Raw genomic sequence first — 26223 nt, 5'->3', positions numbered from 1 at the left:
CCCGGCTCCGGCCGGTCGCGCGATCACGCCTGGGCGACGGACTCCGCACCGTCCGCCGGATCCTCCGGGAGGAAACCCGGCAGCCACTCCTCCAGTTCCTCGCGCAGCCGCACCGTCGCCCCGAGCTGGCACAGCACGCCGATGGTGCTCAACGTCACCCGGTGGATCAGCAGGTAGGCCGGGGGCAGGTTGAGCCGCTTGCCGAGCTGGTAGGCGGGCGAGCGGGGGTCGGCGACCCGGGCCGCCTGGCTGCGCATCCAGCCGCGGGTGAAGGTGAACGCGTCCACCTGGGCCGGTTCGATGATCGGCAGCAGGTAGTCGAGGACCGCGTCGGCCTCCAACTCGATCGTCTCCTTGACGAACCCTTCCGCGCACAGCAGCTCGTAGACCGTCTCCGCCTCCCCGTCGAGGGTCAGCCGCAGGCACTCCCCGATGGTGGCGGGCAGCCCGCCGGGCAGCCGGTCGACCGTGCCGAAGTCGAGCACGCCCAGGCGCCAGTCGTCCTCGCCTCCGGGGCCGTCGGGCAGGAGGCGGAAGTTGCCCGGGTGCGGGTCGGCGTGCAGCAGGCCGGTGCGGGCGGGGCCGGAGAACAGGAAGCGGGCCAGGAGCTGACCGGCACGGTCGCGCTGTTCCTGGGTGCCGTCCGAAATGATCTCCGACAGCGGGATGCCGTCGATCCACTCGGTGATCAAGACCTGTTCGGACTGATGCACCACCTGCGGCACGAGAACGTCCGGGTCGTCCGCGAACTCGTCGGCGTGGGCGCTCTGGGCCTGCGCCTCCAGCCCGTAGTCCAGCTCCTCCGAGACCCGGTCCTTCAGCTCGGTGATCAAGGGCTTGATGTCCATGCCGGGGATCAGCGGGCCGAGCAGGCGGGAGAAGCGGCTCAGCTGGTTCAGGTCGGACAGCAGGGCCTCGCCTGCGCCCGGATACTGCACCTTGACCGCGACCTCACGGCCGTCGTGCCACACCGCCCGGTGCACCTGGCCGATCGAGGCGGCCGCGGCCGGCTTGTCCTCGAACTCCAGGAACATCTCCTGCCAGTCCTCCCCGAGCCGCTCGCGCAGCACCGTGTGCACGGTGCGCGTCGGCATCGGCGGCGCGGCTTCCTGCAGCTTGGTCAGGGCCGCCCGGTAGGGCCCGGCCACCTCCTCCGGCAGGGCCGACTCGAAGACGGACAGCGCCTGCCCGAACTTCATCGCCCCGCCCTTGAGCTCGCCCAGCACCTTGAACAGCTGCTCCGCGGTGCGCTGCTGGAGCTCACGGCCGACCAGCTCGGCGGACTCGCCGACGATCCGCTTGCCGAACCCCCAGGTCGCCCGCCCGGCGAAGCCGAGCGGGAGCGCGGCGAGCTTGGCGGTCCGGGTGACCGCCTTCCGGGGAAGATCAGACATGCGCCCTCCAAGTCCCAGCCGGCCGCTCCGCCGCTGCCTCACGGCACTGCGTCGGCGGCCGTTGCACAGCCATTGTCTCGTGCGGCTCCCCGTCCTCCGAAGGGTGCTCCTCGATTTCTCTCGCCGCGGCCCCGCACGGACATGCAGCATGCGGGTAGACGGGCCGCGCATGCCAGTGCAGCTCGGGAACGGAGACCTCCCAGCGGGCCCCGGCGCTCGACGGGAGCCGGCCGTCCAGGAACGCCAGCGCGTGCGCGGCCGCCAGCCCGGCCACGGTGGTGGCCAGCGCCAGATCGCAGGCCCGCCCCTGCGGCTGCCGGCCCGAACGCCACTGGGCGACGAGACGGGGCCACGTCGGGTCCCGGTCGGTGCGGCTGTGCTGCAGGCACCCCGCGCAACCGGTCTCCCCGGGCAGGACGAACGGGCCGACCACCCCGGTCCCCTCCACGACACCGGCGTACAGATGCGGCGTCCCGGACGCCATGAACGGCTCGGCGGCGGCAGGGTCCGGCGCGTGCACGGCGACGTCGTCACGAGGAGCGAGGACGACCAGTGAGAAGCCCGGGTCGGGCTCCGCCGGAGCGGACCCCGCCGCCGGACGGCGCGAGGGACGGTCCGGAGCGGCCCGTCGCACGGCACGGCGAGCCGCCGCGTCCCTGCGATCCCCGACGGCATCCGCGGGCAGACCACCCGGGGCGACGTCCCAGGGCTCCACACACCCCCCGTCGAGCACCTCGACCTCGCCCACGCCCGCTCCCGCGAGCACTGAGGCGAGCACGGCGCCCACCCGGCCCGCGCCCCGCACCTGCACCCGCTGCGCACGCCGGGCGGCCAGCCGGCCCATCGCCTCGCCGGGGCGGGACGTCGTCAGGGAGAGGGTCGCCAGATCCGGCCGCAGACGGTCGAGGACCTCCTTGTTCTGTCGCAGGGCGTCGGCCTCCGGCCCGCCGCCCCGGGCGTCGTCGAGCAGCCCGGCCTCGGCGAGGCCACGCACGAGCCGGTCGACGTGGCCGTCGGGGAAGTCCATCCGGTGGCCCTCCTCACGGAGCAGCTCCATGCCCCGGGTGCCGTTCAGCAGGTCGAGGAAGTAGCCGGACGCCTGGTCCAGCGGACCGAGTGTCATCGCGTGCGCCGGCGCCATCCCGAACTGCACGGTCTTCAGATCACGCCAGCCGCGCCGGAGCGCAGGCTTCACCACCGGATGCATGACAACCCCCGTGTGCCATAGATCGTTCCCGTTCCACGTCGCGGTGCTCACCGAGGCAATGCCGCGAGGCTCGCCGAAGCGATGCCGCGAGGCGCGCCGAGGCGGTGTCGCGGTGCTCACCGAAGCGATGCCGCGATGCTCGCCGACGCGATCCAGGATGCCCGCACTGGTGATCCGCCGCCGAGAGTTGTCCACAGGGGCGGGGAATCGTCGTACAAATCCGGCAGCCGATGACGGTGCGGGCACGGAAGCCTTCCGGAGCCGGGACTTCCCCCGGCCCAGCGGGTACGGTCGGGGCGTGCCCGCCGACCCACTGCACCGCGCCGGAAACCCACAGCGCAGTACGACGAGCCAGCCGCCGAGCGGCTCCGGGGCGAGCGCGATCGAGGTCCGCCGGAGCACCCGCCGCCGCAGAACGGTCTCCGCGTACCGCGAGGGCGATCGCACCGTGGTCCTCATCCCCGCCCGGATGTCCGAGGCGGAGGAGCAGCGCTGGGTCGACGTCATGCTCGCCAAACTGGCGGCCCAGGAAAGCAAACGGGCCCTCGGCGACGCCGAGCTGGCCGAGCGGGCCCGGCGCCTGTCGGAGCAGTACTTCGGGGGGCGGGCCCGGCCCGCGACGGTGCGCTGGGTGAGCAACCAGAACACCCGTTGGGGATCCTGCACCCCGGCCGAGGGCAGCATCCGCCTGTCGCACCGCCTGCAGGGAATGCCCGAGTACGTCGTCGACTACGTCCTGCTTCATGAGCTCGCCCATCTCCTCGTCCCCGGGCACGGCCCACGCTTCTGGGCACTGCTGGAGGCCTACCCGCGCACCGAACGCGCGCGGGGCTACCTCGAAGGCGTGGTCGCCGCCGGGCGCCTGCCCCACGTGCCGGGCGCGCGGGGCGAGCCCCCCGCGGGTGAGTGACCGCTCACCCGGAGCGAGCAGCGGATACGGCCGGGCACGCGTTCTGTACCGGGTCTGTACCGACATCTACCGGTGTCCGTGTTTGCCGTTAGCCTGACGCGACGCACTCACGTTCTGGATGGGGGACGGTCGTTACGCATGGCCAGGGAATTCCAACGCGGCCACAAGGCCAGGATCAGTGACCTCACCGCGGGCACGGATCTGTACGTAGGTGTGCAGATCTCCGGCCCCGGTCTGGGTTTCGACATCAGCTGCTTCGGCCTCGACGCCGACGAACGGCTCTCCGACGACCGGTACTTCGTCTTCTTCAACCAGCCGAAGTCCCCCGAGGAGGCCGTCCAGCTCCTGGGCGCCCAGGCGGGCGACACGGAGTCCTTCCGGGTGACGCTCGACCGGGTCCCGCCGCAGATCCACAAGCTGTCGTTCACGGCGACGATCGACGGCGCCGGACAGATGTCGCAGATCACCTCCGGGTACATCCGGATCGTCGCGGGCGGTGAGGAGGTGGCCCGCTACTCCTTCAGCGGCTCGGAGTTCTCCACAGAGCGGGCCGTGATGCTCGGTGACTTCTACCTCAAGGACGTGTGGCGGTTCGCCGCCGTCGGGCAGGGATTCGACGGCGGGCTGGAGGCGCTGCTGAAGAACTTCGGCGGCGAGGTGGCCGAGGAGGAGACCCCGGCCCCGGCCCCGGAGCAGCCCCAGACCGGCGCCGCCCCCGGCTTCGCCCCGCCCGCGTTCGCGGCCCCGGGCGCCCCGCCGGCCTCCGCGCCCGCCCCCGCCGCGCCCCCCGCTCCCGCGCCGCAGCCCGCCGCGCAGGGCTTCGCGCCCCCGCCGGGCGCCACTCCGCCCCCGGCACCCGCGCCCGCGCCCCAGGTTCACGCCGCCCCCACCATCGTCGCGCCCCTGCACACCCCGCCGGGCGGCTCCCCGGTGCCCCCGCCGACCGCGGCACCGCCTCCCTACGGACAGCCCGGCCAGCAGCCTGCGCCGTACGGACAGCCCGGCCAGCAGCCTGCGCCGTACGGGCAGCCCGGCCAGCAGCCGGCGCCGTACGGCCAGCCGCCGGGCCACACGCCCCCGCCGCCTCCCGGCTACGGCCAGCCCGCGGCCCCGCACGCCCCGGCACCGCCCCCCGGCTACGGCCAGCCCACCCCGCCCCCGGGCTACGGGCAGCAGCCGTACGGACAGGCGCCCCACGGCGTCCCGCAGCAGGCCGCCCCGCAGGCCGGTGCCGGACAGGGACCCGGTGTGGCCGCCGCGTTGCAGCAGTTCAAGGAGACGCCCACCGGCCAGCGCTGGACCCAGCAGAACAAGAAGCTGGTCCGCGTCGACCTCGGCGTCGGCGGCCAGCCCGTCCTGGCCCGCCAGGGCAGCATGGTGCTCTACCAGGGCAAGGTCGACTTCAGCTACAAGGGGGCCGGCTTCTCCGGCCGGATCGTCGGCAACGCCACCGGCCAGGAGATGCAGCTGATGCGCTGCACCGGCCAGGGGCAGGTGTTCCTCGCCGAGAACTCGACGATGCTGCACCCCATCGAGCTCCAGGGCGACGGCATCTGCGTCTCCGCCGAGAACGTCCTGGCCTTCGACGAGAGCCTGCAATACGAGGTCCGCCGCATCGAGGGCCACGGCATCCCCGGCGGCGCGCTGTTCACGATGCAGTTCACGGGCACCGGCACGGTCGTCGTCAAGACGCACGGCACGCCCGTGGTGCTCCCCGTCACGCCCACGACGTTCGCCGACTGCAACGCCGTGGTCGCCTGGTCGTCCGCCGCGCAGGTGATCGTCTCCAGCCAGGTGCGGATGCGCCGCAACGCCTACCCGGGCGACACCGGCGAGAGCATCAACCTCCAGTTCCGGGGCGCCCCCGGCAACTTCATCGTCGTCCAGCCGTACGAGATCTGAGGGAGAGCCCGATGAACCAGCCGCTCGCGGGCTACGCCCCCGCACCCGTCACCGCCCGCATGGAGAACCACGGCAACCACATGCTGAAGGTCGCCATGCAGACGGGCAACGACCTCCTCGCGCGCGTGGGGTCGATGGTCGCCTACGAAGGGTTCGTCCAGTACGAGCCCAACCCGCCGGCCGTGCGCCAGATCGCCAAGGACTGGCTCACCGGCGAGGGCGCGCCCCTGATGAAGTGCTCCGGCGACGGCCTGCTCTACCTGGCCGACTACGGGGCGAACGTCGTCGTCATCAACCTCAACGGCGACGGCATCTCGGTCAACGCCACCAACCTGCTGGCCTTCGACGCCCACCTGAACTGGGGCGTCGAGCGGGTCAAGGGCCTGGCGAAGTTCGCCGGCCAGGGCCTGTGGAACACCCGGATCTCCGGACAGGGCTGGGTCGCGCTGACCTCCCGGGGCAAGCCCATCGTCGTCGACTGCGGAGGCGGCGAGGACGAGACCTACGTCGACCCCGACGCGCTCGTGGCCTGGTCCCCGAACCTCAAGGTGAAGGGCAAGCGCAGCTTCCGCGCGCAGTCGCTGATCGGCCGCGGCAGCGGCGAGGCCTACCAGATGGCCTTCTCCGGTCAGGGCATCGTCGTCGTCCAGCCCAGCGAGGACAGCACCGACCGCCTCCGGTTCCGGGGCTGAGGGGGAGCAACACACCATGCAGAGCCCGATTTTCGCCTACAACGACCAGCAGACCCAGGAACGCTGGAGCCTGCAGAACAAGCAGATGCTGCGCGTCAGCCTGGAGGGCCACGACGACGTGCTGGCCCGCAAGGGGACCATGGTCGCCTACCAGGGGCTCGTCGAGTTCGACGCCGAGTTCCAGACGAACCAGCAGTCACGCGCGCGCGCCCAGACCGGGGAGGGCCTGGACCTGATGCGCTGCCACGGGCAGGGCACGGTCTACCTGGCCAACCTCAAGCAGCACGTCCACGTCATGGAGGTGGACCAGGAGGGCCTGACCGTCGACAGCAGTTACGTGCTGGCGATGGACTCCTCGCTGCACCACGAGGTCATCGCCGTCGACAGCCTCTACGGCATCGCCGGCTCCGGGAAGTACCAGCTCAACATCAGCGGCCGGGGCAAGGTCGCCCTGATGACCTCCGGCATGCCGCTGCTGATGCAGGTGACGCCCGACAAGTACGTCAACTGCGACGCCGACGCGATCGTCGCCTGGTCGACGAGCCTGCGCGTGCAGATGCAGGCACAGACGCACTCCTCCGGCGTGTGGCGGCGGCGCGGGAACACCGGTGAGGGCTGGGAGCTCAGCTTCATGGGTTCCGGCTTCGCATTGGTCCAGCCGAGTGAACTGCTGCCGCCGCAGAACGCCCAGATCGGTTCGGGCCTCGCCGCGCAGTACGGGATGGGCCAGCAGGGGGCCCGGGGGCAGAACCAGGGCAACGTCTGGAGCTGAGCGCTCCTCGGATCCGGCCGGTCCTGGTGCGGGAACCCGCCGTCGAGCTGTGGCAGCAGCCCTTCGGGTCCGGTCGCGCGGGGTCCGGTCGCGCGGTTCCCCCTCGGGGGCGGCGCGGCCCGGGTGACCGGGAGCTGTCAGGGGCGGCCGCAGTGGCGTCGCCCCTGACAGGCCGCGGTCAGGCGGCGAGCCTCGCGCGCGTGGCCGCCAGGAGCCGGACGACCGACTCGTCGGCCACGTCCGCGACCTCGTCGTAGCCGAACCAGCGCACGTCGAGGGACTCGTCGCTGACGGCGTGCGCGGCGTCCGGGGGCGCCAGGACGCCGTACTGGACGTCGAAGTGCCAGTGGCACGGGGCCGGGATCGGGTGCCGGTCCAGGCGCACCGGGCCGCCGGGCAGCAGGGTGAGCCCCGCAACGCCGGACTCCTCCGTCGCCTCGCGCAGGGCCGCGGCCGCGAGCGAGGTGTCCCCGGGCTCGCAGTGGCCGCCCATCTGCAGCCACATCCGCAGCTTCCTGTGCAGGGTCAGCAGCACCCGGCCGCGCTGCGGGTCGACGACCAGACCGCTCGCCGTGAGGTGGCCGGCGTGGCAGGCCTTCCACAGACCGTCCGGGTGTTCCGCCAGATGGGTGAGGTAGGCCTCGCGCAGCTCCGTCTGGTCCTCGTACCCCTTCAGGACGAGGACCGCGTCGTCGTACAGACTCACCCGGCGTCGTCGCCCTTGCGCTCGTCCTTGCCGCCGTCGCCGCCGCCGTCGCCGCCGTCGCCGTCGTCGGTGCCGGGCTTCTTGAGGTCCGGCTTGTCCGCCGCCTCGCCGAGCATCTTGTCCAGCTCGGAGAAGTCGAGGTGCTCGCGGTGCACGAAGCCGTCCGGGTCGTCCAGGTCGGTCGCCGTCGGCAGCATGTCCGGGTGGTGCCACAGGGCGTCCCGGCCGTCGACCCCGCGCGCGTCCGTGAGCGAGGCCCACAGGCGGGAGGCGTCCCGCAGACGGCGCGGACGCAGCTCCAGGCCGATCAGCGTGGCGAACGTCTGCTCGGCCGGCCCGCCCGAGGCGCGGCGGCGGCGCAGCGTCTCGCGCAGGGCGTCGGCGGACGACAGGCGGGGCTTCGCCGCGGCGTGGACCACCGCGTCCACCCAGCCCTCCACGAGCGCCAGAGCGGTCTCCAGCCGGGCCAGGGCGGCCTTCTGCTCGGGCGTGTCCTCGGGCTGGAACATGCCCTGCTGAAGGGCCTCCTGCAGCTGCTCGGGGTTCTGCGGGTCGAACTGGCCGACCACGTCCTCGAGCTTTGCCGTGTCGACCTTGATGCCGCGCGCGTAGCCGTCGACCGCGCCGAACAGGTGCGAGCGCAGCCACGGCACGTGCGCGAAGAGGCGCTGGTGGGCGGCCTCGCGCAGGGCGAGGTAGAGCCGCACCTCCTCCTGGGGGACGCTCAGGTCCCTGCCGAACGTCTCGATGTTCACCGGCAGCAGGGCGGCCTTGCGGGCCGGGCCGAGCGGCAGGCCGATGTCGGACGAGCCGACGACCTCGCCGGCGAGCACGCCGACGGCCTGACCGATCTGCGTGCCGAACATCGCGCCGCCCATCGAGCGCATCATGCCGATCAGCGGGCCGGCCATGGCCTGCATCTCCTCCGGCAGGACGTCGCCCATGGCGGTGCCGACGCGCTCGGCGACCGGATCGACCAGCTCCTTCCAGGCGGGCAGCGTCGCCTCGACCCACTCCGCGCGGCTCCAGGCCACCGCCGAGGCGGCGCCGGAGGGCAGGGAGGTGGCGTCGTCGAGCCACAGGTCGGCCAGGCGGACGGCCTCCTCGACGGCACGACGCTCGGCGGGGCCGACGCTCGCGTCCTTGGTGCCGTCAGGGGAGCCCTGCGACACCGTCTGGCGGGCGATCTGCTTGGCCATGTCCCAGTTCACCGGGCCGCCCTCGTAGGAGAGCATCTGGCCCAGCTGCTGGAACGCGGCGCCCAGGTCGGTGGGGTTCAGCGACCCGAACATGGCTGCGAACGGATTGTCCGCACCGGGGCCGCCGGGGCCACCGGGGCCTCCGCCGAAGCCTCCGGCTCCGGGCAGACCGCCGAATCCGAACGGGTTGGCCGGTCCCTGACCACCACCGCTCTGCTGGTCCTTCTTCTTGCCCTCGTCGCCGTCGTCCGGCTCCTCCGGCGGAAGGCCGAATCCGAATGGGGTGTCACTCACGGGATTCCTCGGCTGGTAGGGCCGCCGGTTCTTTCCGGCGGCACGGCTGCCCGACAACACCACCCAGCGTAGACACCCGGGGCGGATCGGGCCTCGGTGCTTCGCCGACTGACGGCCTGCGGCAGGATGGATGCCACCTGGTACGCACGCGTGGCACGTGCTCGTACTGAAGACAACCGCTGGAGACGCCCGGTGAGTTCCCCAGATCCGCAGGTTCGCGCAGCGCGAAACCAGTCAATCAGTTCCGCGAGCCCCGCGGCGCGCGGACCCGTCGTCGCGGTCACCGGTGCCGCCTACGGCGTAGGAGCCCTGCTCACGGAGCGGCTCGCGGCGTCCGACGAGATCAAGCAGGTCGTGGCCATCGACGAGCGGCGCGGCGAGTGCGCCGCCGCGCAGTGGCACATCCTCGACGTCCGGGACCCGGCCATCGCGGACAAGCTGCGCGGCGCCGACGTGGTCGTCCACCTGGCGCTGGACCTGGACCTGGAGACCGACGCGGCCGCCCGGACGGCCTACAACGTACGGGGGACGCAGACCGTCCTGACGGCCGCCGCGGCGGCCGGGGTCCACCGGGTCGTGCTGTGCACCTCGGCGATGGTCTACGGGGCACTGCCGGACAACGAGCTGCCCCTGTCGGAGGACGCGGAGCTGCGGGCCACGGCCGAGGCGACCGGGGTCGGCGACCTGCTGGAGGTCGAGCGCCTGGCGCGCCGGGCACCCCGCGCACACCCCGGGCTCAACGTCACCGTGGTGCGGCCGGCCGTCCTGGTCGGCGGCACCGACACGGCCCTGACCCGGTATTTCGAGTCGCCCCGGCTGCTCGTCGTCGCCGGTTCGCGGCCCGCCTGGCAGTTCTGCCACGTCGAGGACCTGTGCAGCGCGCTGGAGTACGCCGTCCTGGAGAAGGTCGACGGGGAGCTCGCCGTCGGCTGCGACGGATGGCTGGAGCAGGAGGAGGTGGAGGAGCTCAGCGGCATCCGGCGGATGGAGCTGCCCTCCGCCGTCGCGCTGGGGGCGGCGGCGCGGCTGCACCGCATCGGGCTCACCCCGTCCCCCGCGGGTGACCTGGCCTACACGATGTACCCGTGGGTGGTGAGCGGCAGCCGACTGCACGACGCCGGCTGGCGGCCGCGGTACACGAACGAGGAGGTGCTGGCGGAACTCCTGGAGGAGGTCTCCGGCCGGCACACGGTGGCGGGCCGCCGGCTGGGCCGCAAGGACGCGACGGCCGCGGGTGCCGCCGGCGCGACGGTGGCGCTGCTGGGCGCGGCGGCGGTGGTGCGCCGGGCGCGCAAGGCCCGGCGGCGCATCTAGCGCCCGTCTTCGCGCGGGGGAGCACGGCGCACCCCGGCACCGCCGTGGCCGCCGTCCTCGTGCGCGGCACGGGGGCCGGGGGCGCCCCTGTAGGAGGCTCCAAACGGGCACGCGCGCGTGCCGGTCGATAGCTCTATTCCGTGCTGTCGGTGCGGTGCGGCACGATGGGGGCATGGCACCCACGAGCGAGCACCCCGGTGAGCAGGCCGCGCAGGACCCGATCCGGCTGATCGGCATCCGTGAGACGGCCCTCTCCCTGGACGAGGTGTTCCGGGCCGTCGGGGACGACGCCGCGGGAGGCACCGCGCTCTTCGTGGGGACGGTGCGCAACCACGACGGCGGCGCCGACGTCGAGGAGCTGGGCTACTCGTGCCACCCCAGTGCCGAGGCCGAGATGCGGCGGATCGCGGAGAAGGTCGCGGCCGAGTACCCGGTCCGGGCGCTGGCCGCCGTGCACCGGGTCGGCGACCTGGCGGTCGGTGACCTCGCGGTGGTCGTCGCCGTCTCCTGCCCGCACCGCGGCGAGGCCTTCGAGGCGTGCCGGAAGCTGATCGACGACCTCAAGCACGAGGTGCCCATCTGGAAGCACCAGAGGTTCTCCGACGGCACCGAGGAGTGGGTCGGCGCCTGCTGATCCCCGGAGTCGATTTCCGGTTGCGTAACCGCACCCCTGGCGTGAGCGTTGTCACTGCGGATGGTTAATCTGCTGATCAGTCAGTTCGCGGAGCTCGATGGGGTTGGAGGTCGGCATGGCGGCGCTCGCCTGGTTGCTGATTCCGCTTGTGGCTGCGATCGGCGCCGGTCTGTGGGGAAGTTGGGCCAACCGGACCCGCAAGGTCCGCAACGACGGCCCGGAACTCGTCGGGTACGCCCGCTTCCGAGAGGCCATGGAGAAGCCCCCGGTGCGCTAGCTCGGAGCCGGAAAGCAGCAGGTCACAAGCGTTTGACGCCTCAGGGTCGCCCCGGACGGGCGGCCCTGACGGTGCGCTGACAGAACCGTCCCGTACTGTCGAGTCATGCCACGCCGCACCGCGACGATGCTCGCCTCCACCCTGATGCTGATCGCGCTCCTGTGCGCGGGAGTCTTCATCCCCGTGCCGTACGCGGAGATGTCGCCGGGGCCGACGGTGAACACGCTGGGCGATCACGACGGTGAGCCGGTGCTGCACATCTCGGGGCGGAAGACCTATGCGACCAGCGGCCACCTGAACATGACGACGGTCCGGGTCACCAGCGCGGACTACCGCATGAACCTGGTCGAGGCGGTCTACGGCTGGCTCGCCCACGACAACAAGGTCGTGCCCCACGACACGCTCTACCCGGACGGCAAGACCGAGGAGCAGTCCACACAGGAGAACGCCGAGGAGTTCAGCCAGTCCCAGGAGAGCGCCAAGGTCGCGGCGCTGAAGGAACTGGACGTCCCGGTGAAGTCCTGGGTGATCGTCTCCACGGTCGTCAAGGGCTCCCCGGCCGAGGGCAGGCTGCACGCCGGCGACGTGATCAAGGCCGTCGACGGCACGGCGGTCAAGGAGCCGGCGGACGTGGCCAAGCTGGTCACGAAGCACAAGCCCGGCCAGGAGGTGCGGTTCACGATCGTGCCGGTCAAGGAGCAGGCCGCCGCGGAGAAGGAGAAGCGGACGCCGACCCGGACGGAGAACGTCACCATCACGACGGCGACGTCCGACGACACCGGCGAGAAGCGCGCCATCGTCGGCATCTCGGCGGGCACCGACCACACGTTCCCGTTCACCGTCGACATCAAGCTGGCCGACGTCGGCGGCCCCAGCGCGGGGCTGATGTTCGCGCTCGGCATCTACGACAAGCTCACGCCCGGCAGTCTCACCGGCGGCAGGTTCGTCGCGGGCACCGGCACGATCGACGACCAGGGCAAGGTCGGACCGATCGGCGGCATCGAGATGAAGACCGTCGGCGCGCGGAGCAAGGGCGCCCGGTACTTCCTGACGCCGGCCGACAACTGCGCGGCCGCCGCCAAGGACACCCCCGAGGGCCTCACCCTGATCAAGGTGGACACCATCAAGGACGCCCTCGGCGCGCTCGAGGACCTGCGCAGCGGCGACACCGCGGACCTGCCGACCTGCGGCAAGTAGCCCGGGGCGCACGACGGTGGACCGGGGCGCACCCCCGGTGGACCGGGCGGGGCGCATGCGTGGGGCCGGGGCGCGCGCAGTATTGCGCCCGCGCCCCGGCCGGGCGCGGCGGGCCTACTCCTCGAAGGTCGCCGTCAGGGCCTCCGCCAGGCCCGGCACCAGGTCGGACCCGGTCAGCACCTCGGTGGGGGAGTCCTTCTCCCGCAGACGCAGCGCCGAGTCGCGGGTGCCGTCGCGCAGGACCGCGACGGTCATGCGGACCTCCTGGCGGTCCGGGTGCTCCGCCACCCACTTCGTCAGCGCGGTCTCGTCCAGGTCCTTGGGGACCTGTGCCTCCGCGGACGGCGGCAACATCAGGCGCTCCACGGTGAGGGCGCAGCCGGCCACCGCGTCGGGCCAGGCGATGGTGGCGAGGAACTCGTCGAGGGGCTTGCCCGTCGGTACTTCGTCCTGCTCGATCGGGGTGAGGCCGGCGCTCTCCGGCTCGTCACCGAGACCGAGCCGATCCGCCAGCGAGGGCTGGTCGGCCTTGAGCCGGGCGGTGTCGACGAGGGCGAAAAGGCGGGCCGGCTGGTCCCAGCCGAGGCCGGAGACGTACTCGTCGATCTCGAGAACGGCCCGGGTGAGCGGGTTCGCAGCCATGGGAGTGTTGGACATGGTCACAATCCTCTCTCGTTCCTGGCCGAAATCGGGAACCGAGTAAACGGTGAGTAAGTTGCATAGGTGGGGGCCCACGATCACGGGGGCCGCTGACGGCCCGTGAAGACGCGGGCCCGACGAATCGACAGCGACTTCGAGGTGCGCACCTTGGCTTTCCAGATGCCGGACCGCGGCGGAGGCCCGACAGGGCCGCGGATGAGAGTGGGCCGCCCGTCCCGGCGTGTCCGGACCCTGCTCATGACGCTGGGCGTCCTGGCCGTTCTCGGCATGGCGTTCACCATGTTCGCGGGGTTCTGGACGGACTGGCTGTGGTACCGGTCGGTGAACTACTCGTCGGTCTTCACCACCACCCTGTGGACCAAGATCGGGCTCTTCTTCGTCTTCGGGCTGCTGATGGCCCTCGCCGTCGGCGTCAACATCTGGCTGGCCCACCGCCTGCGGCCGCCGCTGAGCGCGATGTCGATGGAGCAGCAGAACCTCGACCGCTACCGCATGGGCATCGCGCCCTACAAGAAGTGGCTGCTGCTCGGGATCACCGCCCTGGTGGGCCTGATCGCCGGCGCCTCCGCGTCCGGCCAGTGGCGCACCTGGCTCATGTGGGTCAACGGCGTGCCCTTCGGCCAGAAGGACCCCCAGTTCAAGCTTGACGTCTCCTTCTACGCCTTCGACCTGCCCTGGTACCGATTCCTGCTCGGCTTCGGCTTCGCCGCCGCGATCCTGTCCGTGATCGCCGCCGCGCTCACCCACTACCTGTACGGCGGGCTGCGCGTCACCAGCCCCGGCGCCCGTGCCACGGCCGCCGCCACCGGTCATCTGTCGGTGCTGCTCGGCATCTTCGTGGCCCTGAAGGCGGTCGCCTACTGGCTCGACCGCTACGGGCTCGCGGTGAAGTCCAGTGACTTCCGGGCGACCGACAACTGGACCGGCCTCAGGTACGTCGACGCCAACGCCTACCTGCCGGCCAAGACGATCCTGTTCTGCATCGCCGTGATCTGCGCGCTGCTGTTCTTCGCGACGCTGTGGCGGCGCACCTGGCAGCTGCCCGTCATCGGCTTCGGCCTGATGGTCCTGTCCGCCATCCTCATCGGCGGCCTCTACCCGGCGATCGTCCAGAAGTTCCAGGTCCAGCCGAACGAGCAGGCCAAGGAAGCGCCGTACGTCGAGAAGAACCTCGAAGCGACGCGCAAGGCCTACGGCATCGACGGCACGAAGGTCACCGACTACTCGGGCACCAGCAAGACCGAGGACAAGTCCACGCTCCGCGACGACGTCGGCTCCACGGCGAGCATCCGCATCATGGACCCGAACATCGTCTCGCCGACCTTCCAGCAGCTCCAGCAGATCAGGAACTACTACGCGTTCCCGACCAACCTGGACGTCGACCGCTATCCGAAGGACGGCAAGGACCAGGACACGGTCCTCGGCCTGCGTGAGATCAACCTCGCGGGCATCCCGAAGAAGAACTGGATCAACAACCACTTCCGCTACACCCACGGCTACGGAGTGGTCGCCGCCGAGGGCACCAGCGCGGACGCCCAGGGCCGGCCGAACTTCACGGAGTCCGACCTGCCGTCCAAGGGCGACCTCGGCACGTACGAGCAGCGGGTCTACTACGGCGAGAAGACGACCACGTACTCGATCGTCGGCGGTCCCCAGAAGGAGATCGACTACTCCGACGACAACGGCGAGAAGACCACCAGCTACAAGGGCGACAGCGGGGTCAACCTCTCCAACCCGGTCAACCGGGCCGCGTACGCGGTGGCGTTCGGCGAGCCGCAGATCCTGTACTCCGGTGCCATCGGCGACGGTTCGCGCGTCCTGTACAACCGCACGCCCAAGGAGCGCGTCGAGGCGGTCGCCCCCTGGCTGACCATCGACGGCGACGCCTACCCGGCGGTGGTCAACGGCCGCATCCAGTGGATCGTCGACGCGTACACGACGACGAACGGCTACCCGTACTCCTCGCGCACGACGCTCGGCGACACCACGGCCGACTCGCTGACCGCCACCAACGACAACCGCGCGGTGGTGGCCCAGCAGAACCAGGTCAACTACATCCGCAACTCGGTGAAGGCGACCGTCGACGCCTACAGCGGCAAGGTGAAGCTCTACCAGTGGGACACCCAGGACCCCGTCCTGAAGACCTGGATGAAGGCCTTCCCGGACACGGTCGAGCCCAAGAGCGACATCTCCCCGCAGCTGATGGACCACCTGCGCTACCCGCAGGACCTGTTCAAGGTCCAGCGTGAGCTGCTCACCCGCTACCACGTGAAGGACGCCACGACGTTCCTCAGCGGCAGCGAGGTGTGGCAGGTGCCGGACGACCCGACGAACCGGTCGGGCAGCGCGGTGCCGCCGTACTACTTGAGCATGAAGATGCCCGACCAGAAGGCGCAGGCGTTCTCGCTGACGACGACCTTCACGCCCAACGGCCGGGACAACCTGAGTGCTTTCATGGCGGTCGACGCCGAGGCCGGCACCAGTGACTACGGCAAGATCAGAATCCTGAAACTGCCGACGAACACCACGGTGAACGGCCCCAAGCAGGTCCAGAGCCAGTTCAACTCCCAAGAGGACATCGCCGAGTCCATCAGGCTCCTGAGAGGCGGCGACTCCGAAGTCGAGTACGGCAACCTGCTGACCGTCCCGCTCGACGGGGGACTGCTCTACGTGGAGCCGGTCTACGTACGCGGTGGTGGACTGAAGTACCCGCTGCTGCGCAAGGTTCTGGTGACCTACGGAGGCCAGACCGCCTTCGAGAACACCCTCGACGAGGCCCTCAACAAGGTCTTCGGAGCGGACGGCGCGACTCCCGAACCGCCGGACGAGGGCGACAACGACACGTCACCGCCACCGCCGTCGTCGAAGAACCCGACGGTCCAACAGGCCCTGGAGGACGCCCAGAAGGCGTTCGACGAAGGCCAGGAGGCCCTGAAGGACAACGACTGGGAGGCCTACGGCCGAGCGCAGAAGGACCTCGAGGACGCCCTGAAGAGGGCCGAGGACGCGCAGGCCGAGGCGGGCCGGGGTGCCGGGGGCGGCGAGAGCAAGCCCAGCGGCAGCCCGAGCCCGAAGCCGAGCAGCTAGCGCTCCGGCCTGGACGAATGGCCCACCCCGCGCCGTGATACGGTGGTGAACACAACGGCGCGGGGTGGAGCAGCTCGGTAGCTCGCTGGGCTCATAACCCAGAGGTCGCAGGTTCAAATCCTGTCCCCGCTACTGCAGTCGCGATGTCCGAGTGACACAGCGGCAACGAAGGCCCGGATTCCACAAAGGAATCCGGGCCTTCGTGATGTGTGAACGCATGTGCTGACGGGAGGTGTGGCCGCGCCGCCGGGGGGAGTTGGGCAATCTGTGTTTGACTTGTCTCTCTGTGGGCATGTCGACAAAACGCTGTAGTGACCTCACTGGCTGCGGTATACCAGGTGTACCCAGGTTGCAGGTGGTGCGACGATGGACGTTATGGGGGACAAGGCAACTCTGTTCGAGACAGGGCGTTTTGTGCAGCCTTCCAGCCGGGAGGACACCGAGACCCCGGACGAGACCGGGGAGATCGCCGACGAGGCGGCCGAAGAGCTGCGTCAGCGGCTCGCCGCGGAGGCCGGCGATGTCGAGGCGATGAGTGTCCTCGGGGCCATGCTGCTGCGCCGTGGTGATCTCGACGGTGCCGAACCCCATCTGCGTGCCGCCACCGCCGCGGGCGACCGGGCCGCGGCCAACAACCTGGGAGTCCTTCTCCACCAGCGCGGATACGCCGACGAGGCCGCCGGATGGTGGCGCATCGCCGCCGTCGCCGGATCCGCGGCGGCCGCGCACGCCCTCGGCCGGCACCACCGCGAGCGCGGGGACGAGCCCGCCGCCGAGTACTGGCTGCGCCAGTCCGCCGAACAGGGCCACACGCTGGGTGCGTACGCCCTCGCCGATCTGCTGGAGCACCGCGGTGACGCCGGGGCCGAGCGGTGGATGCGGGTCGCGGCCGAACGCGGCCACCGGGAGGCGGCCTACCGGCTGGCGCGGGCACTGGACCGCGGGGCGACAGGGGAGAGCGACGGTGACAACGGTGTCCACGGGGCCGCCGAGGCCGAGCAGTGGTACCGGCAGGCCGCCGCGCGCGGCCACCGCCGGGCGGCGCTGCACCTCGGGACGATCCTGGAGCGGCGCGGTGAGCTCAAGGAGGCCGGGCGCTGGTACCTGACGTCCGCGAAGGACGGCGAGGCCCGGGCCGCCTGCGCGCTCGGGTTCCTGCTGCGTGACGCGGGCGACACCGAGAACGCCGCCGTGTGGTGGCTGCGCGCCGCCCAGGACGGCGACGGCAACGCGGCCAACGCGCTGGGCGCGCTGCACGCCGAGCGGGGCGAGACACAGACGGCCGAGCGGTGGTACAGGGCCGCGATGGACGCGGGTGACGTGAACGGCGCCTACAACCTCGGGCTGCTCTGCGCCGAGCAGGGCCGGACCCCGCAGGCCGAGCAGTGGTACCGCCGCGCCGCCTACGCCGGGCACCGCGAGGCCGCGAACGCGCTGGCGATCCTGCTGCTGCAGGGCGGCGACGAGACGGGTGCGGAGCCGTGGTTCTCCAAGGCCGCGGAGGCCGGGAGCGTGGACGCCGCGTTCAACCTCGGCATCCTGCACGCGGGGCGGGGCGAGGACGAGGCCGCGCTGGGCTGGTACGAGCGGGCTGCCGCCGCCGGGCACACGGAGGCGGCGCTGCAGGTCGGCATGGCGCGGCTGCGAGCCGGCGACGAGCAGGAGGCCGAGCGGCACCTGCGCTGTGCGGCCGGGGGCGGCAGCGCCGAGGCGGCGTACCGGCTGGCGACCGTGCTGGACGCGCGACGGCCGCCGGAGCCGGCGCACGAGCTCGGCGAGCCGGTGCACCGGCGCAGCGAGTGCGAGGAGTGGTACGAGCGGGCGGCCTCCCAGGGGCACCGGCGGGCGCAGGTCCGGGTGGGCATGCACGCGGCGGCGCGGGGGGATGTCGTCGAGGCGGCCCGGTGGTACCGCGAGGCGGCCGAGGCGGGCTCCCGCAACGGGGCGTTCAACCTCGGGCTGCTGCTGGCGCGGGAGGGCAGTGAGCCCGAGGCGGCGGTCTGGTGGCAGCGTGCGGCCGACGCCGGTCACGGACGGGCGGCTCTGCGGCTCGCCCTGGTCTACGCGCGTCGTGGAGAACTCGCGGAAGGACAGCGCTGGGCCGACCGCGCGGTGGCGCTCGGCCCGGAGTCCGTGGCCGAACGGGCGGCGCGCCTGCGGGACGCGTTGCGGCAGGAGCTGTCCGCGTAGGGCGGCCGGGCCGCGGGGTGGCCCGGGCGATCCCCGGTGCCGGGGTGCCGGGGTGCCGGGGTGCCGGGGTGCCGGCGGCGGTGGCACGCTGACTCGCCGCCGGGCCCGTGGCGGACGGGCCGCGCGTCGCCGAGGGCGAGTGATGGAACGGCCCTCCGCCGAACCGTAGGCGTCGGGAGAGGTTCGCTCACCTCCAAGCGGGGGGGCCCCTGACGCGCCACCCGAGAGGAAGGGATTTGCATCTGCCCTCGTCACTGACGTAACGTTGCATTCATCGCCGCGGGGTGGAGCAGCTCGGTAGCTCGCTGGGCTCATAACCCAGAGGTCGCAGGTTCAAATCCTGTCCCCGCTACTGATGGCCGAGGGCCGGAATCCGAAAGGGTTCCGGCCCTCGGTCGTTGTCGTGATCCACAGGCGCCCTGCGGGCACGGCACGGAAAAGCCCCGGCACCCATCGGTGCCGGGGCTTTCGTGCGGAGGGGTCAGGCCGCCGCGCAGTTCGGGCACACGCCGCGGTACGTCACCTCGACGTCGGAGACGGTGAAACCGAAGCGCTCCGAGTCAGGCAGGTCAGCCATCGGGTTGCCGACCGGGTGGACGTCGCGGATCGCGCCGCACTGGGCGCAGACCAGGTGGTGATGCGGCCGGTGGGCGTTCGGGTCGTACCGCTTGGCGCGCTGGTCGGTGGAGACCTCCAGCACCTCGCCGAGGGTGACGAGCTCACCGAGGGTGTTGTAGACGGTCGCCCGGGAGATCTCCGGCAGCTTGGCGACGGCCCGGGCGTGGACCTCGTCGGCCGTCAGGTGGACGTGTTCGCCGTCGAGGACCTCGGCCACGACGCGCCGCTGCGCGGTCATCCGCCATCCGCGTCCGCGCAGGCGTTCCAGAAGGTCACTCATGGCCACCAGCCTAACAGCTAAGGGAACCAGGTTCCGAACAGGTGTGAGATTGGAGTCTCACTTGCTTTAGACAATGTCTATTGTAGGATCGAGAACGGCTTTGGCCAAGGGACAGGATTGACCAGGATTGCTGCAGGAGGCGCACGTGACGCAGGGACCGCTTACGACGGAGGCCGGGGCTCCGGTCGCCGACAACCAGAACAGCGAGACCGCGGGCGTCGGCGGCCCCGTGCTCGTCCAGGACCAGCTCCTGCTGGAGAAGCTGGCCCACTTCAACCGGGAGCGCATCCCGGAGCGCGTGGTGCACGCCCGCGGCGCCGGCGCCTACGGCACCTTCACGGTGACGGCCGACGTCACGCCGTACACGCGCGCCGCGTTCCTCGGCGAGGTCGGCAAGCAGACCGAGGTCTTCCTGCGCTTCTCGACCGTGGCCGGCAACCTGGGCGCGGCGGACGCGGTGCGCGACCCGCGGGGTTTCGCGCTGAAGTTCTACACCGAGGAGGGCAACTACGACCTCGTCGGCAACAACACCCCGGTGTTCTTCATCAAGGACGCCATCAAGTTCCCGGACTTCATCCACACCCAGAAGCGCGACCCGTACACCGGCTCGACCGAGGCGGACAACGTCTGGGACTTCTGGAGCCTGTCGCCCGAGTCCACGCACCAGGTGACCTGGCTGTTCGGTGACCGGGGCATCCCGGCCTCCTACCGCCACATGGACGGCTTCGGCTCGCACACCTTCCAGTGGAACAACGCGGCCGGCGAGGCCTTCTGGGTGAAGTACCACTTCAAGACCGACCAGGGCATCAAGAACCTGACCAGCGCGGAAGCCGCGCGGCTCGCCGGTGAGGACCCCGACTCCCACCAGCGCGACCTGCGCGAGGCCATCGAGCGGGGCGAGTACCCGAGCTGGACCGTCGGCGTGCAGATCATGCCGGTGGCCGAGGCGGCGACGTACCGGTTCAACCCGTTCGACCTGACCAAGGTGTGGCCGCACGCGGACTACCCGGTCGTCGAGATCGGCAGGCTGCAGCTCAACCGCAACCCGGAGAACATCTTCGCCGAGGTCGAGCAGTCGGTCTTCAGCCCCGCCCACTTCGTGCCGGGCATCGGTCCCTCCCCGGACAAGATGCTCCAGGGCCGTCTGTTCGCCTACGGCGACGCCCACCGCTACCGCGTCGGCATCAACGCCGACCACCTGCCGGTGAACCGCCCGCACGCCACCGTGGCGCGCACCCACTCCCGGGACGGCCACCTCTACGACGGTCGCCACGGGGGCGCGAAGAACTACGAGCCGAACAGCTTCGGCGGGCCGTTCCAGACGGACCGTCCGCTGTGGTCGGCCGTCACCGTGGGCGGCGCCACCGGCAACCACGAGGCGCCCGTGCACGCCGAGGACGACGACTTCGTGCAGGCGGGCAACCTCTACCGGCTCATGTCGGAGGACGAGAAGGAGCGTCTGATCGCCAACCTGGCGGGCTTCATCGCCAAGGTCTCGCGCGACGACATCGTCGAGCGGGCGATCGATAACTTCCGTCGGGCCGACGGGGACTACGGCAAGCGGCTGGAGGCCGCGGTCCAGGCCCTGCGCGGCTGAACTCCAGCACTGGACCGCTTGCGGTAGGGGACGGGCCGGGCTCCTTGTGCGGAGCCCGGCCCGTCCGTGTGTCTAGGCGGGGACGCGCTGCCGCGCCGGTGCCCAGCAGCGGATGATGTCGCGGACCGAGACGATGCCGGCGGGTTCGCCGCCGTCCAGCACGATCAGGTGCCGGAATCCGCCGTGGGTCATGGCGCCCGCCGCCTCCTCCAGGGTCCAGGCCGGAGCGGCGAACACGACGTCGGTGGTGGTGTGGGCGTGGGCGTGTTCCGTGTCCGGGTCCTGGCCCAGGCCCACGGAGTTGAGGATGTCGCGTTCGGTGAGGATGCCGATGCCGCCGGCGTCCGGGTCGTGGACGACGGCCGCGCCGACCCGGCGGGCCGACATCAGCGCGGCGGCCTGACGCAGGGTGTGGGTCGGTCCGATGGTGAGGACAACGGTGCTCATGGCGTCACGGACGAGCATGAAAGGAGCCACCTCCTGGGAGTGTCCCGCAGCTTGTTCATGATTTCACAAGTTCACAAGCCGGGGGACTCTCAGAGTGGCAGGCAAAGGGACGGTCAAACAAGAGGGCGCTCGTAACAACAGGGCGCTCAGTAGCGCTGGTTGAGATACCCCAGCAGTTCGTCGTGGAGCAGGCCGTTCGACGCGGCCGCGTTGCCGCTGTGCGGGCCCGGGCGGGAGTCCAGCCCGGTGAAGGTGCCCCCGGCCTCCGTGACGATGATCGCCGTGGCGGCCATGTCCCACAGGGACAGCTCCGGTTCGGCGCACATGTCGACCGCGCCCTCGGCGACCATCATGTACGGCCAGAAGTCGCCGTACGCGCGCGTGCGCCAGACCGCGCGGGTCAGGTCGAGGAAACCGTCGAGACGGCCCTGCTCCTCCCAGCCGCTGAGCGAGGAGTACGCGAACGACGCGTCGGAGAGCTGCGCGACCCGCGAGACCTGCAGCCGGGACGCCTTGGTGAGGCTGCGGCCGGTGAACGCGCCGTGGCCCTTCGCCGCCCACCAGCGGCGTCCCAGGGCCGGGGCGGAGACGACGCCAACGACGGGCTGGAACCCGCCCTCGCCGGCTTCCATCAGGGAGATGAGCGTGGCCCACACGGGCACGCCCCGCACGTAGTTCTTCGTGCCGTCGATCGGGTCGATCACCCAGCGGCGCGGGCCGGTTCCCTCGACTCCGTACTCCTCGCCGAGGATCGCGTCCCTGGGTCGGGCGCGCTGGAGCTGGCCGCGGATGAGCTCCTCCGCGGCCTTGTCCGCCTCGCTGACCGGGGTCATGTCCGGTTTGGTCTCGACCTTGAGGTCGAGGGCCTTGAAACGGTCCGTCGTCGCGGCGTCGGCGGCGTCGGCGAGGACGTGTGCGAGACGCAGGTCGTCGAGGTAGTCGGGCATGCGACGAACCTATCGGCCGAGGTGGGGGTGGGGCCACCGGGGGATCGTGAGGGTGGGGGAGCGGTCGTGTGACGCGCCTGCGGGGCCCGGCGGGCGCGGTGGACCGGTGCCACGAGCTGTGGTTCCCGCCGGGTTGCGGCCGGTGGTGCACGGCCGCGGCTGCGCCGGATGAACGCCCCGCGTGCAGCGGCCGGAACGCGCCCTCGCGCGCCTTCGTGAACCCTTGACAGTGGTCGCATGCGCGTCAAACCTGGGCGCAGAGCCGCTCGCCCCAAGGGGAGGCGAAGATGCCTGCAGCGCGGGAATCCCTACTGGACGCCGCCTACACGGCGCTGGCGCGCCGGCCCTGGTCCACCGTGCGCATGGTGGACGTGGCCGCGGCGGCGGGAGTGTCCCGGCAGACGCTGTACAACGAGTTCGGCAGCAAGGACGGCCTGGCCCGGGCCCTGGTGCGCAGGGAGGCCGACGGATACCTGGCGGGCGTCGAGCGGGCGCTCGCCGCGCACACCGACCCCCGGGAGCGCATCACCGCCACCGCCGAGTGGACGGCCGCGGCCGCCCGTGACAACGCCCTGGTCCGCGCCATGCTCACCGGCTGCTGGAGCGAACGCCTGCCCTCGCCGGTCCTGACCGCCGTACCCTCCGGCTCCGCCGTGCCGGCCCAACGGCGTGCCGACGGCCCGCTGCCCTCGCCGGCGGACTTCGTCGCCCTGGTCCGCGACCGGGCCGTCATGGCCCTGGCCCCTCCGGGCACGCCCCGCCCCGAGACCGGGGAGCTGGCCCGCACCTGCGAACTCGCCCTCCGGCTCGCCCTGTCCTGCGTGGCCGCGCCACCCGCCGACGGCGGCGTCGCCGACCTCGTCCGCGGCGCCCTGCACCGGCAACCCGGCTGACCCGCGGCGGCCGCCCCGCTCACGGCAGTTGACGTGCCGTCAGTGCGCCGACCCCGACAACTGGAGCCCGATCACCCCGATGATGACGAAGCTGATCGACACGATCTTCAGCGTCGACACCAGGTCGCCCAGGAAGACCATGCCGTAGATCGCGGTGCCCGCCGCACCGATACCGGTCCACACCGCGTACGCGGGGCCCACGTCGAGCCTCTTCAGCGCCAGCGTCAGCAAGCCGAAACTGCCGAGGGCGAAGGCGCAGAACGCGATCGTCGGCCAGAGCCGGGTGAATCCGTGGGAGAGCTTCAGGCACACGGCGAAGCCGGTCTCCAGCAGCCCTGCCACGATGACCAGCAGCCACGCCATGAGGTGTCCTCCCGTTTCCCACGTCCGGTGACCGCTACGTCCGGGTCCGTCGAGTTCGGCCAGGCTTGCATCCGGCTCGGTGCGATTATGCACTTGCCGTCCGCGGGCCAGGACAAACAACGCGGAGGTCAGTCCCCTTCGGTTCGCTCCCGGGTGGCCAGCAGCCGCCGCAGCGAGTACAGCCGCGCCGGATCGGCGTGCCCCTCGGCCACCCAGGCGTCCAGCGCGCAGTCCGGTTCGTCGTGGCTGCACGCGCGCGGACAGCCCTCGGTGCCCGGCTCCAGGTCGGGGAAGGCGTGGATGACCCGGGACGGGTCGACGTGGTTGAGCCCGAAGGACCGCACACCGGGGGTGTCGATCACCCAGCCGTCGCCGCCGGACAGCGGCAGTGCCAGCGCCGACGTGGTGGTGTGCCGGCCGCGCCCCGTCACCGCGTTCACATGCCCGGTCGACCGGCGTCGCTCCTCCGGCACCAGCGCGTTGACCAACGTCGTCTTGCCGACCCCGGAGTGGCCGACGAACGCGGTGATCCTGCCGTCGAGTTGCTCGCGCACCCGGGCCACGGCCACCCCGCTGTCCAGTTCCGCGCGGCTGGTGACCACGTAGGGGATGTCGAGGTCGCCGTACAGCTCCAGCAGCTTCTCGGGCGGGGCGAGGTCGGACTTGGTGAGGACCAGCAGCGGTTCGAGGCCGCCGTCGTAGGCCGCGACCAGGCAGCGGTCGATGAGCCGGGGGCGGGGCTCGGGGTCGGCCAGGGCGGTGACGACCGCCAGCTGGTCGGCGTTGGCCACGACCACCCGCTCGAACGGATCGTCGTCGTCGGCCGTGCGGCGCAGGACCGAGGTGCGCTCCGCGATGCGCACGATCCGCGCGAGCGTGTCCTTCTTCCCGGACAGGTCGCCCACCAGGGCCACCCGGTCTCCCACGACCGCGGCCTTGCGGCCCAGTTCGCGTGCCTTCATCGCCAGGACCACGCGGTCCTCGACCAGGCACGTCAGGCGCCCCCGGTCGACGGTCAGCACCAGGCCCTCGGCGGCGTCCTCGTGCTTGGGGCGGATGTTCGTCCGGGGCCGGGTGTTGCGGCGGCCCGGGCGCGTGCGGATGTCGTCCTCGTCGGTGTGCTTGCCGTAGCGGCGCATGACCTGTTCCCCGCGTCCTACGCCCCGAGCATCCCGGTCCACAGGCCGGGGAAGTCCGGCAGGGTCTTCGCCGTCGTCGCCACGTTCTCGATCTGCACGCCCTCGACCGCGAGGCCGATGATCGCGCCGGCCGTGGCCATGCGGTGGTCGTCGTAGGTGTGGAAGATGCCGCCGTGCAGCCGGCGCGGGCGGATGTGCAGGCCGTCGGCCGTCTCGGTGACGTCGCCGCCGAGTTCGTTGATCTCCTTGGTGAGCGCGGCCAGCCGGTCCGTCTCGTGCAGGCGCAGGTGGGCCACGCCGCGCAGGGTCGACGGGGAGTCGGCGAGGGCGGCGACGGCCGCGATGCCCGGGGTCAGCTCCCCGACCTCGCCCAGGTCGACGTCGATGCCGTGGAGGGATCCGGAGCCGGTGAACACCAGCCCGTACTCGGTCAGTTCGCAGGAGCCGCCCATCTCGGTGAAGATCTCGCGCAGCTTGTCACCCGGCTGGGTGGTGCGGGCCGGCCAGTCCGGGACGACGACCTTGCCGCCGGTGACCAGGGCCGCTGCCAGGAACGGCTGGGCGTTGGACAGGTCCGGCTCGATCACCAGGTCGCGGCCGAGCAGGGCGCCCGGCGTCACCCGCCAGACGTTCGGCTCACCGCCGGACTCGGGCGTGTCGACCTGGGCGCCGACCGCGCGCAGCATGTCGACGGTCATGCGGATGTGCGGCAGGGAGGGCAGCGTGTCGCCCGTGTGGCGGACCTCGACGCCCTGGTTGAAGCGCGGCCCGGACAGCAGCAGGGCGCTGACGAACTGCGACGAGGAGGACGCGTCGATCGACACCGGGCCACCGTCCAGGGCGCCGCCGCCGTGCACCGTCATCGGCAGGGCGCCCCGGCCGTCGTCGTCGATCCGGGCACCGAGCGCGCGCAGGGCGTCGATCACGCCGTGCAGGGGGCGCTCGTAGGAGCGGGGGTCGCCGTCGAAGCGGACGGGGCCGTCGGCCAGCGCGGCGACCGGCGGCAGGAACCGCATCACCGTGCCGGCGTTGCCGACGTCCACCGTGGCCGGGCCGCGCAGACCCGTCGGCAGCACGCGCCAGGCCTCGCCCGTGCCGTCGGGACCCACGCCCTCCTCGATCTCGACGCCCAGCGCGCGCAGCGCGCCGGCCATCAGCAGCGTGTCGCGGGAGCGGAGCGGGCGGCGCAGCCAGCCCGGCTCGGAGGCGAGGGCCGCCAGGACCAGGGCACGGTTCGTGACGGACTTGGACCCCGGCACGTGGACCGTCGCGTCGACGGCTCCGCTCGCGTGCGGGGCGGGCCAGAGGGCGGCTTCTGCGGTGTTCGGGGCCATGCCCTCACTTTATCGGCAGGCGGTGCCACGGACGCCGCGCCGTCGGGCCGACAGCGCCCGCACGGCGGAGCGGGACGGCACCTGGGACTCCGCCTTGTGGACCGGGGCGGTCCCTCGGACCCCCGCCCCGCCGGCGCTGGACGGCACCTCGAACCCCCGCGCTGCGGAGC

23 protein-coding genes and 2 tRNA genes are annotated in these 26223 nt (G+C 71.8%); 14 read left to right on the top strand and 11 right to left on the bottom strand.

What is annotated here, in order from left to right:
* Nucleotides 1-23 precede the first annotated feature (23 nt).
* Together ACH4C6_RS02415 and ACH4C6_RS02410 are read right to left on the bottom strand one after the other, a co-directional pair.
* Nucleotides 24-1394 carry an ABC1 kinase family protein gene (locus ACH4C6_RS02415; protein WP_398106653.1) on the bottom strand — a complete coding sequence of 457 codons (1371 nt, stop codon included), beginning with the start codon at nucleotides 1392-1394 and terminating at the stop codon, nucleotides 24-26.
* A complete protein-coding gene (locus ACH4C6_RS02410; protein ID WP_398106652.1) occupies nucleotides 1387-2601 on the bottom strand; it encodes a TOMM precursor leader peptide-binding protein in 1215 nt (404 codons plus the stop codon). The genes ACH4C6_RS02415 and ACH4C6_RS02410 overlap by 8 nt, the downstream gene beginning before the upstream one ends.
* 298 nt (nucleotides 2602-2899) lie before the next feature.
* Between ACH4C6_RS02410 and ACH4C6_RS02405 the strand changes: the two genes are divergently transcribed.
* The 4 genes from ACH4C6_RS02405 (at nucleotide 2900) to ACH4C6_RS02390 (ending at nucleotide 6877) form a co-directional block, all read left to right on the top strand.
* On the top strand, nucleotides 2900-3511 hold the full coding sequence (locus ACH4C6_RS02405; RefSeq protein ID WP_398106651.1) for a M48 family metallopeptidase: 612 nt from the start codon (nucleotides 2900-2902) through the stop codon (nucleotides 3509-3511).
* A gap of 138 nt (nucleotides 3512-3649) precedes the next feature.
* Nucleotides 3650-5413: a TerD family protein gene (locus ACH4C6_RS02400; protein WP_398106650.1), complete on the top strand. Its 1764-nt coding sequence runs from the start codon at nucleotides 3650-3652 to the stop codon at nucleotides 5411-5413.
* A gap of 11 nt (nucleotides 5414-5424) precedes the next feature.
* Nucleotides 5425-6105: an AIM24 family protein gene (locus ACH4C6_RS02395; RefSeq protein ID WP_333936841.1), complete on the top strand. Its 681-nt coding sequence runs from the start codon at nucleotides 5425-5427 to the stop codon at nucleotides 6103-6105.
* Between the two features lie 16 nt (nucleotides 6106-6121).
* Entirely contained in the window at nucleotides 6122-6877 is a 756-nt protein-coding gene (locus ACH4C6_RS02390) for an AIM24 family protein (protein WP_398106649.1), read from the top strand.
* 178 nt (nucleotides 6878-7055) lie between these two features.
* Here ACH4C6_RS02390 and ACH4C6_RS02385 read toward each other — a convergent pair whose 3' ends face one another.
* Both ACH4C6_RS02385 and ACH4C6_RS02380 read right to left on the bottom strand, forming a co-directional pair.
* The gene (locus ACH4C6_RS02385) at nucleotides 7056-7583 is read right to left on the bottom strand and encodes an NUDIX hydrolase (RefSeq protein WP_398106648.1); all 528 of its coding nucleotides are present in this window, start codon (nucleotides 7581-7583) and stop codon (nucleotides 7056-7058) included.
* Entirely contained in the window at nucleotides 7580-9076 is a 1497-nt protein-coding gene (locus tag ACH4C6_RS02380; RefSeq protein WP_398106647.1) for a zinc-dependent metalloprotease, read from the bottom strand. The genes ACH4C6_RS02385 and ACH4C6_RS02380 overlap by 4 nt, the downstream gene beginning before the upstream one ends.
* Nucleotides 9077-9268: 192 nt before the next feature.
* On the opposite strand from ACH4C6_RS02380, the gene ACH4C6_RS02375 reads away from it, so the two are divergent.
* From ACH4C6_RS02375 to ACH4C6_RS02360, 4 genes are all read left to right on the top strand, one after another.
* Entirely contained in the window at nucleotides 9269-10390 is a 1122-nt protein-coding gene (locus ACH4C6_RS02375; RefSeq protein WP_398106646.1) for an SDR family oxidoreductase, read from the top strand.
* Between the two features lie 172 nt (nucleotides 10391-10562).
* The gene (locus ACH4C6_RS02370) at nucleotides 10563-11024 is read left to right on the top strand and encodes a molybdenum cofactor biosynthesis protein MoaE (RefSeq protein WP_398106645.1); all 462 of its coding nucleotides are present in this window, start codon (nucleotides 10563-10565) and stop codon (nucleotides 11022-11024) included.
* 115 nt (nucleotides 11025-11139) lie between these two features.
* On the top strand, nucleotides 11140-11301 hold the full coding sequence (locus ACH4C6_RS02365) for a hypothetical protein (protein ID WP_376328773.1): 162 nt from the start codon (nucleotides 11140-11142) through the stop codon (nucleotides 11299-11301).
* Nucleotides 11302-11406: 105 nt separating this feature from the next.
* Nucleotides 11407-12498, top strand: a complete 1092-nt coding sequence (locus ACH4C6_RS02360) for a PDZ domain-containing protein (RefSeq protein WP_398106644.1) — start codon at nucleotides 11407-11409, stop codon at nucleotides 12496-12498.
* A 114-nt stretch (nucleotides 12499-12612) separates the two neighbouring features.
* Here the strand turns inward: ACH4C6_RS02360 and ACH4C6_RS02355 are convergent, their stop codons facing one another.
* Nucleotides 12613-13155 carry a PPA1309 family protein gene (locus ACH4C6_RS02355; protein WP_398106643.1) on the bottom strand — a complete coding sequence of 181 codons (543 nt, stop codon included), beginning with the start codon at nucleotides 13153-13155 and terminating at the stop codon, nucleotides 12613-12615.
* Nucleotides 13156-13317: 162 nt separating this feature from the next.
* Between ACH4C6_RS02355 and ACH4C6_RS02350 the strand changes: the two genes are divergently transcribed.
* From ACH4C6_RS02350 to ACH4C6_RS02335, 4 genes are all read left to right on the top strand, one after another.
* A complete protein-coding gene (locus ACH4C6_RS02350) occupies nucleotides 13318-16245 on the top strand; it encodes a UPF0182 family protein (protein ID WP_398107113.1) in 2928 nt (975 codons plus the stop codon).
* A 58-nt stretch (nucleotides 16246-16303) separates the two neighbouring features.
* Nucleotides 16304-16377 (top strand) — tRNA-Met (locus ACH4C6_RS02345).
* Nucleotides 16378-16611: 234 nt separating this feature from the next.
* The gene (locus ACH4C6_RS02340) at nucleotides 16612-18435 is read left to right on the top strand and encodes a tetratricopeptide repeat protein (RefSeq protein ID WP_398106642.1); all 1824 of its coding nucleotides are present in this window, start codon (nucleotides 16612-16614) and stop codon (nucleotides 18433-18435) included.
* Nucleotides 18436-18713: 278 nt separating this feature from the next.
* Nucleotides 18714-18787: transfer RNA gene (locus tag ACH4C6_RS02335), tRNA-Met, on the top strand.
* 129 nt (nucleotides 18788-18916) lie between these two features.
* On the opposite strand, the gene ACH4C6_RS02330 is transcribed toward ACH4C6_RS02335, so the two are convergent.
* Nucleotides 18917-19333 carry a Fur family transcriptional regulator gene (locus ACH4C6_RS02330; RefSeq protein ID WP_369193794.1) on the bottom strand — a complete coding sequence of 139 codons (417 nt, stop codon included), beginning with the start codon at nucleotides 19331-19333 and terminating at the stop codon, nucleotides 18917-18919.
* A gap of 145 nt (nucleotides 19334-19478) precedes the next feature.
* Here ACH4C6_RS02330 and ACH4C6_RS02325 point away from each other — a divergent pair, with 145 nt between their 5' ends.
* Nucleotides 19479-20930 (top strand): catalase, encoded by a 1452-nt coding sequence (locus ACH4C6_RS02325; RefSeq protein ID WP_398106641.1) that lies wholly within the window; start codon nucleotides 19479-19481, stop codon nucleotides 20928-20930.
* Between the two features lie 72 nt (nucleotides 20931-21002).
* Here the strand turns inward: ACH4C6_RS02325 and ACH4C6_RS02320 are convergent, their stop codons facing one another.
* Together ACH4C6_RS02320 and hisN are read right to left on the bottom strand one after the other, a co-directional pair.
* Nucleotides 21003-21395: a cyclic nucleotide-binding/CBS domain-containing protein gene (locus ACH4C6_RS02320; RefSeq protein ID WP_369193792.1), complete on the bottom strand. Its 393-nt coding sequence runs from the start codon at nucleotides 21393-21395 to the stop codon at nucleotides 21003-21005.
* A gap of 128 nt (nucleotides 21396-21523) precedes the next feature.
* A complete protein-coding gene (gene hisN / locus ACH4C6_RS02315; RefSeq protein ID WP_398106640.1) occupies nucleotides 21524-22324 on the bottom strand; it encodes a histidinol-phosphatase in 801 nt (266 codons plus the stop codon).
* A 287-nt stretch (nucleotides 22325-22611) separates the two neighbouring features.
* On the opposite strand from hisN, the gene ACH4C6_RS02310 reads away from it, so the two are divergent.
* Nucleotides 22612-23217 (top strand): TetR/AcrR family transcriptional regulator, encoded by a 606-nt coding sequence (locus ACH4C6_RS02310; protein ID WP_398106639.1) that lies wholly within the window; start codon nucleotides 22612-22614, stop codon nucleotides 23215-23217.
* Nucleotides 23218-23256: 39 nt separating this feature from the next.
* On the opposite strand, the gene ACH4C6_RS02305 is transcribed toward ACH4C6_RS02310, so the two are convergent.
* The 3 genes from ACH4C6_RS02305 to aroA all read right to left on the bottom strand — a co-directional run bounded on the left by ACH4C6_RS02305 (nucleotide 23257) and on the right by aroA (nucleotide 26053).
* Entirely contained in the window at nucleotides 23257-23580 is a 324-nt protein-coding gene (locus tag ACH4C6_RS02305; RefSeq protein WP_369193789.1) for a multidrug efflux SMR transporter, read from the bottom strand.
* Nucleotides 23581-23708: 128 nt separating this feature from the next.
* A complete protein-coding gene (gene rsgA, locus ACH4C6_RS02300; protein WP_398106638.1) occupies nucleotides 23709-24719 on the bottom strand; it encodes a ribosome small subunit-dependent GTPase A in 1011 nt (336 codons plus the stop codon).
* A gap of 17 nt (nucleotides 24720-24736) precedes the next feature.
* The gene (gene aroA, locus ACH4C6_RS02295; protein WP_398106637.1) at nucleotides 24737-26053 is read right to left on the bottom strand and encodes a 3-phosphoshikimate 1-carboxyvinyltransferase; all 1317 of its coding nucleotides are present in this window, start codon (nucleotides 26051-26053) and stop codon (nucleotides 24737-24739) included.
* Nucleotides 26054-26223: the final 170 nt, after the last annotated feature.

This window comes from Streptomyces sp. NPDC017943, assembly GCF_044328425.1.
GTDB classification, from domain to species: domain Bacteria; phylum Actinomycetota; class Actinomycetes; order Streptomycetales; family Streptomycetaceae; genus Streptomyces; species Streptomyces djakartensis_A.
Note: the sequence above shows the minus strand (reverse complement) of the source record. Positions and strands in the feature narration are given on the sequence as shown.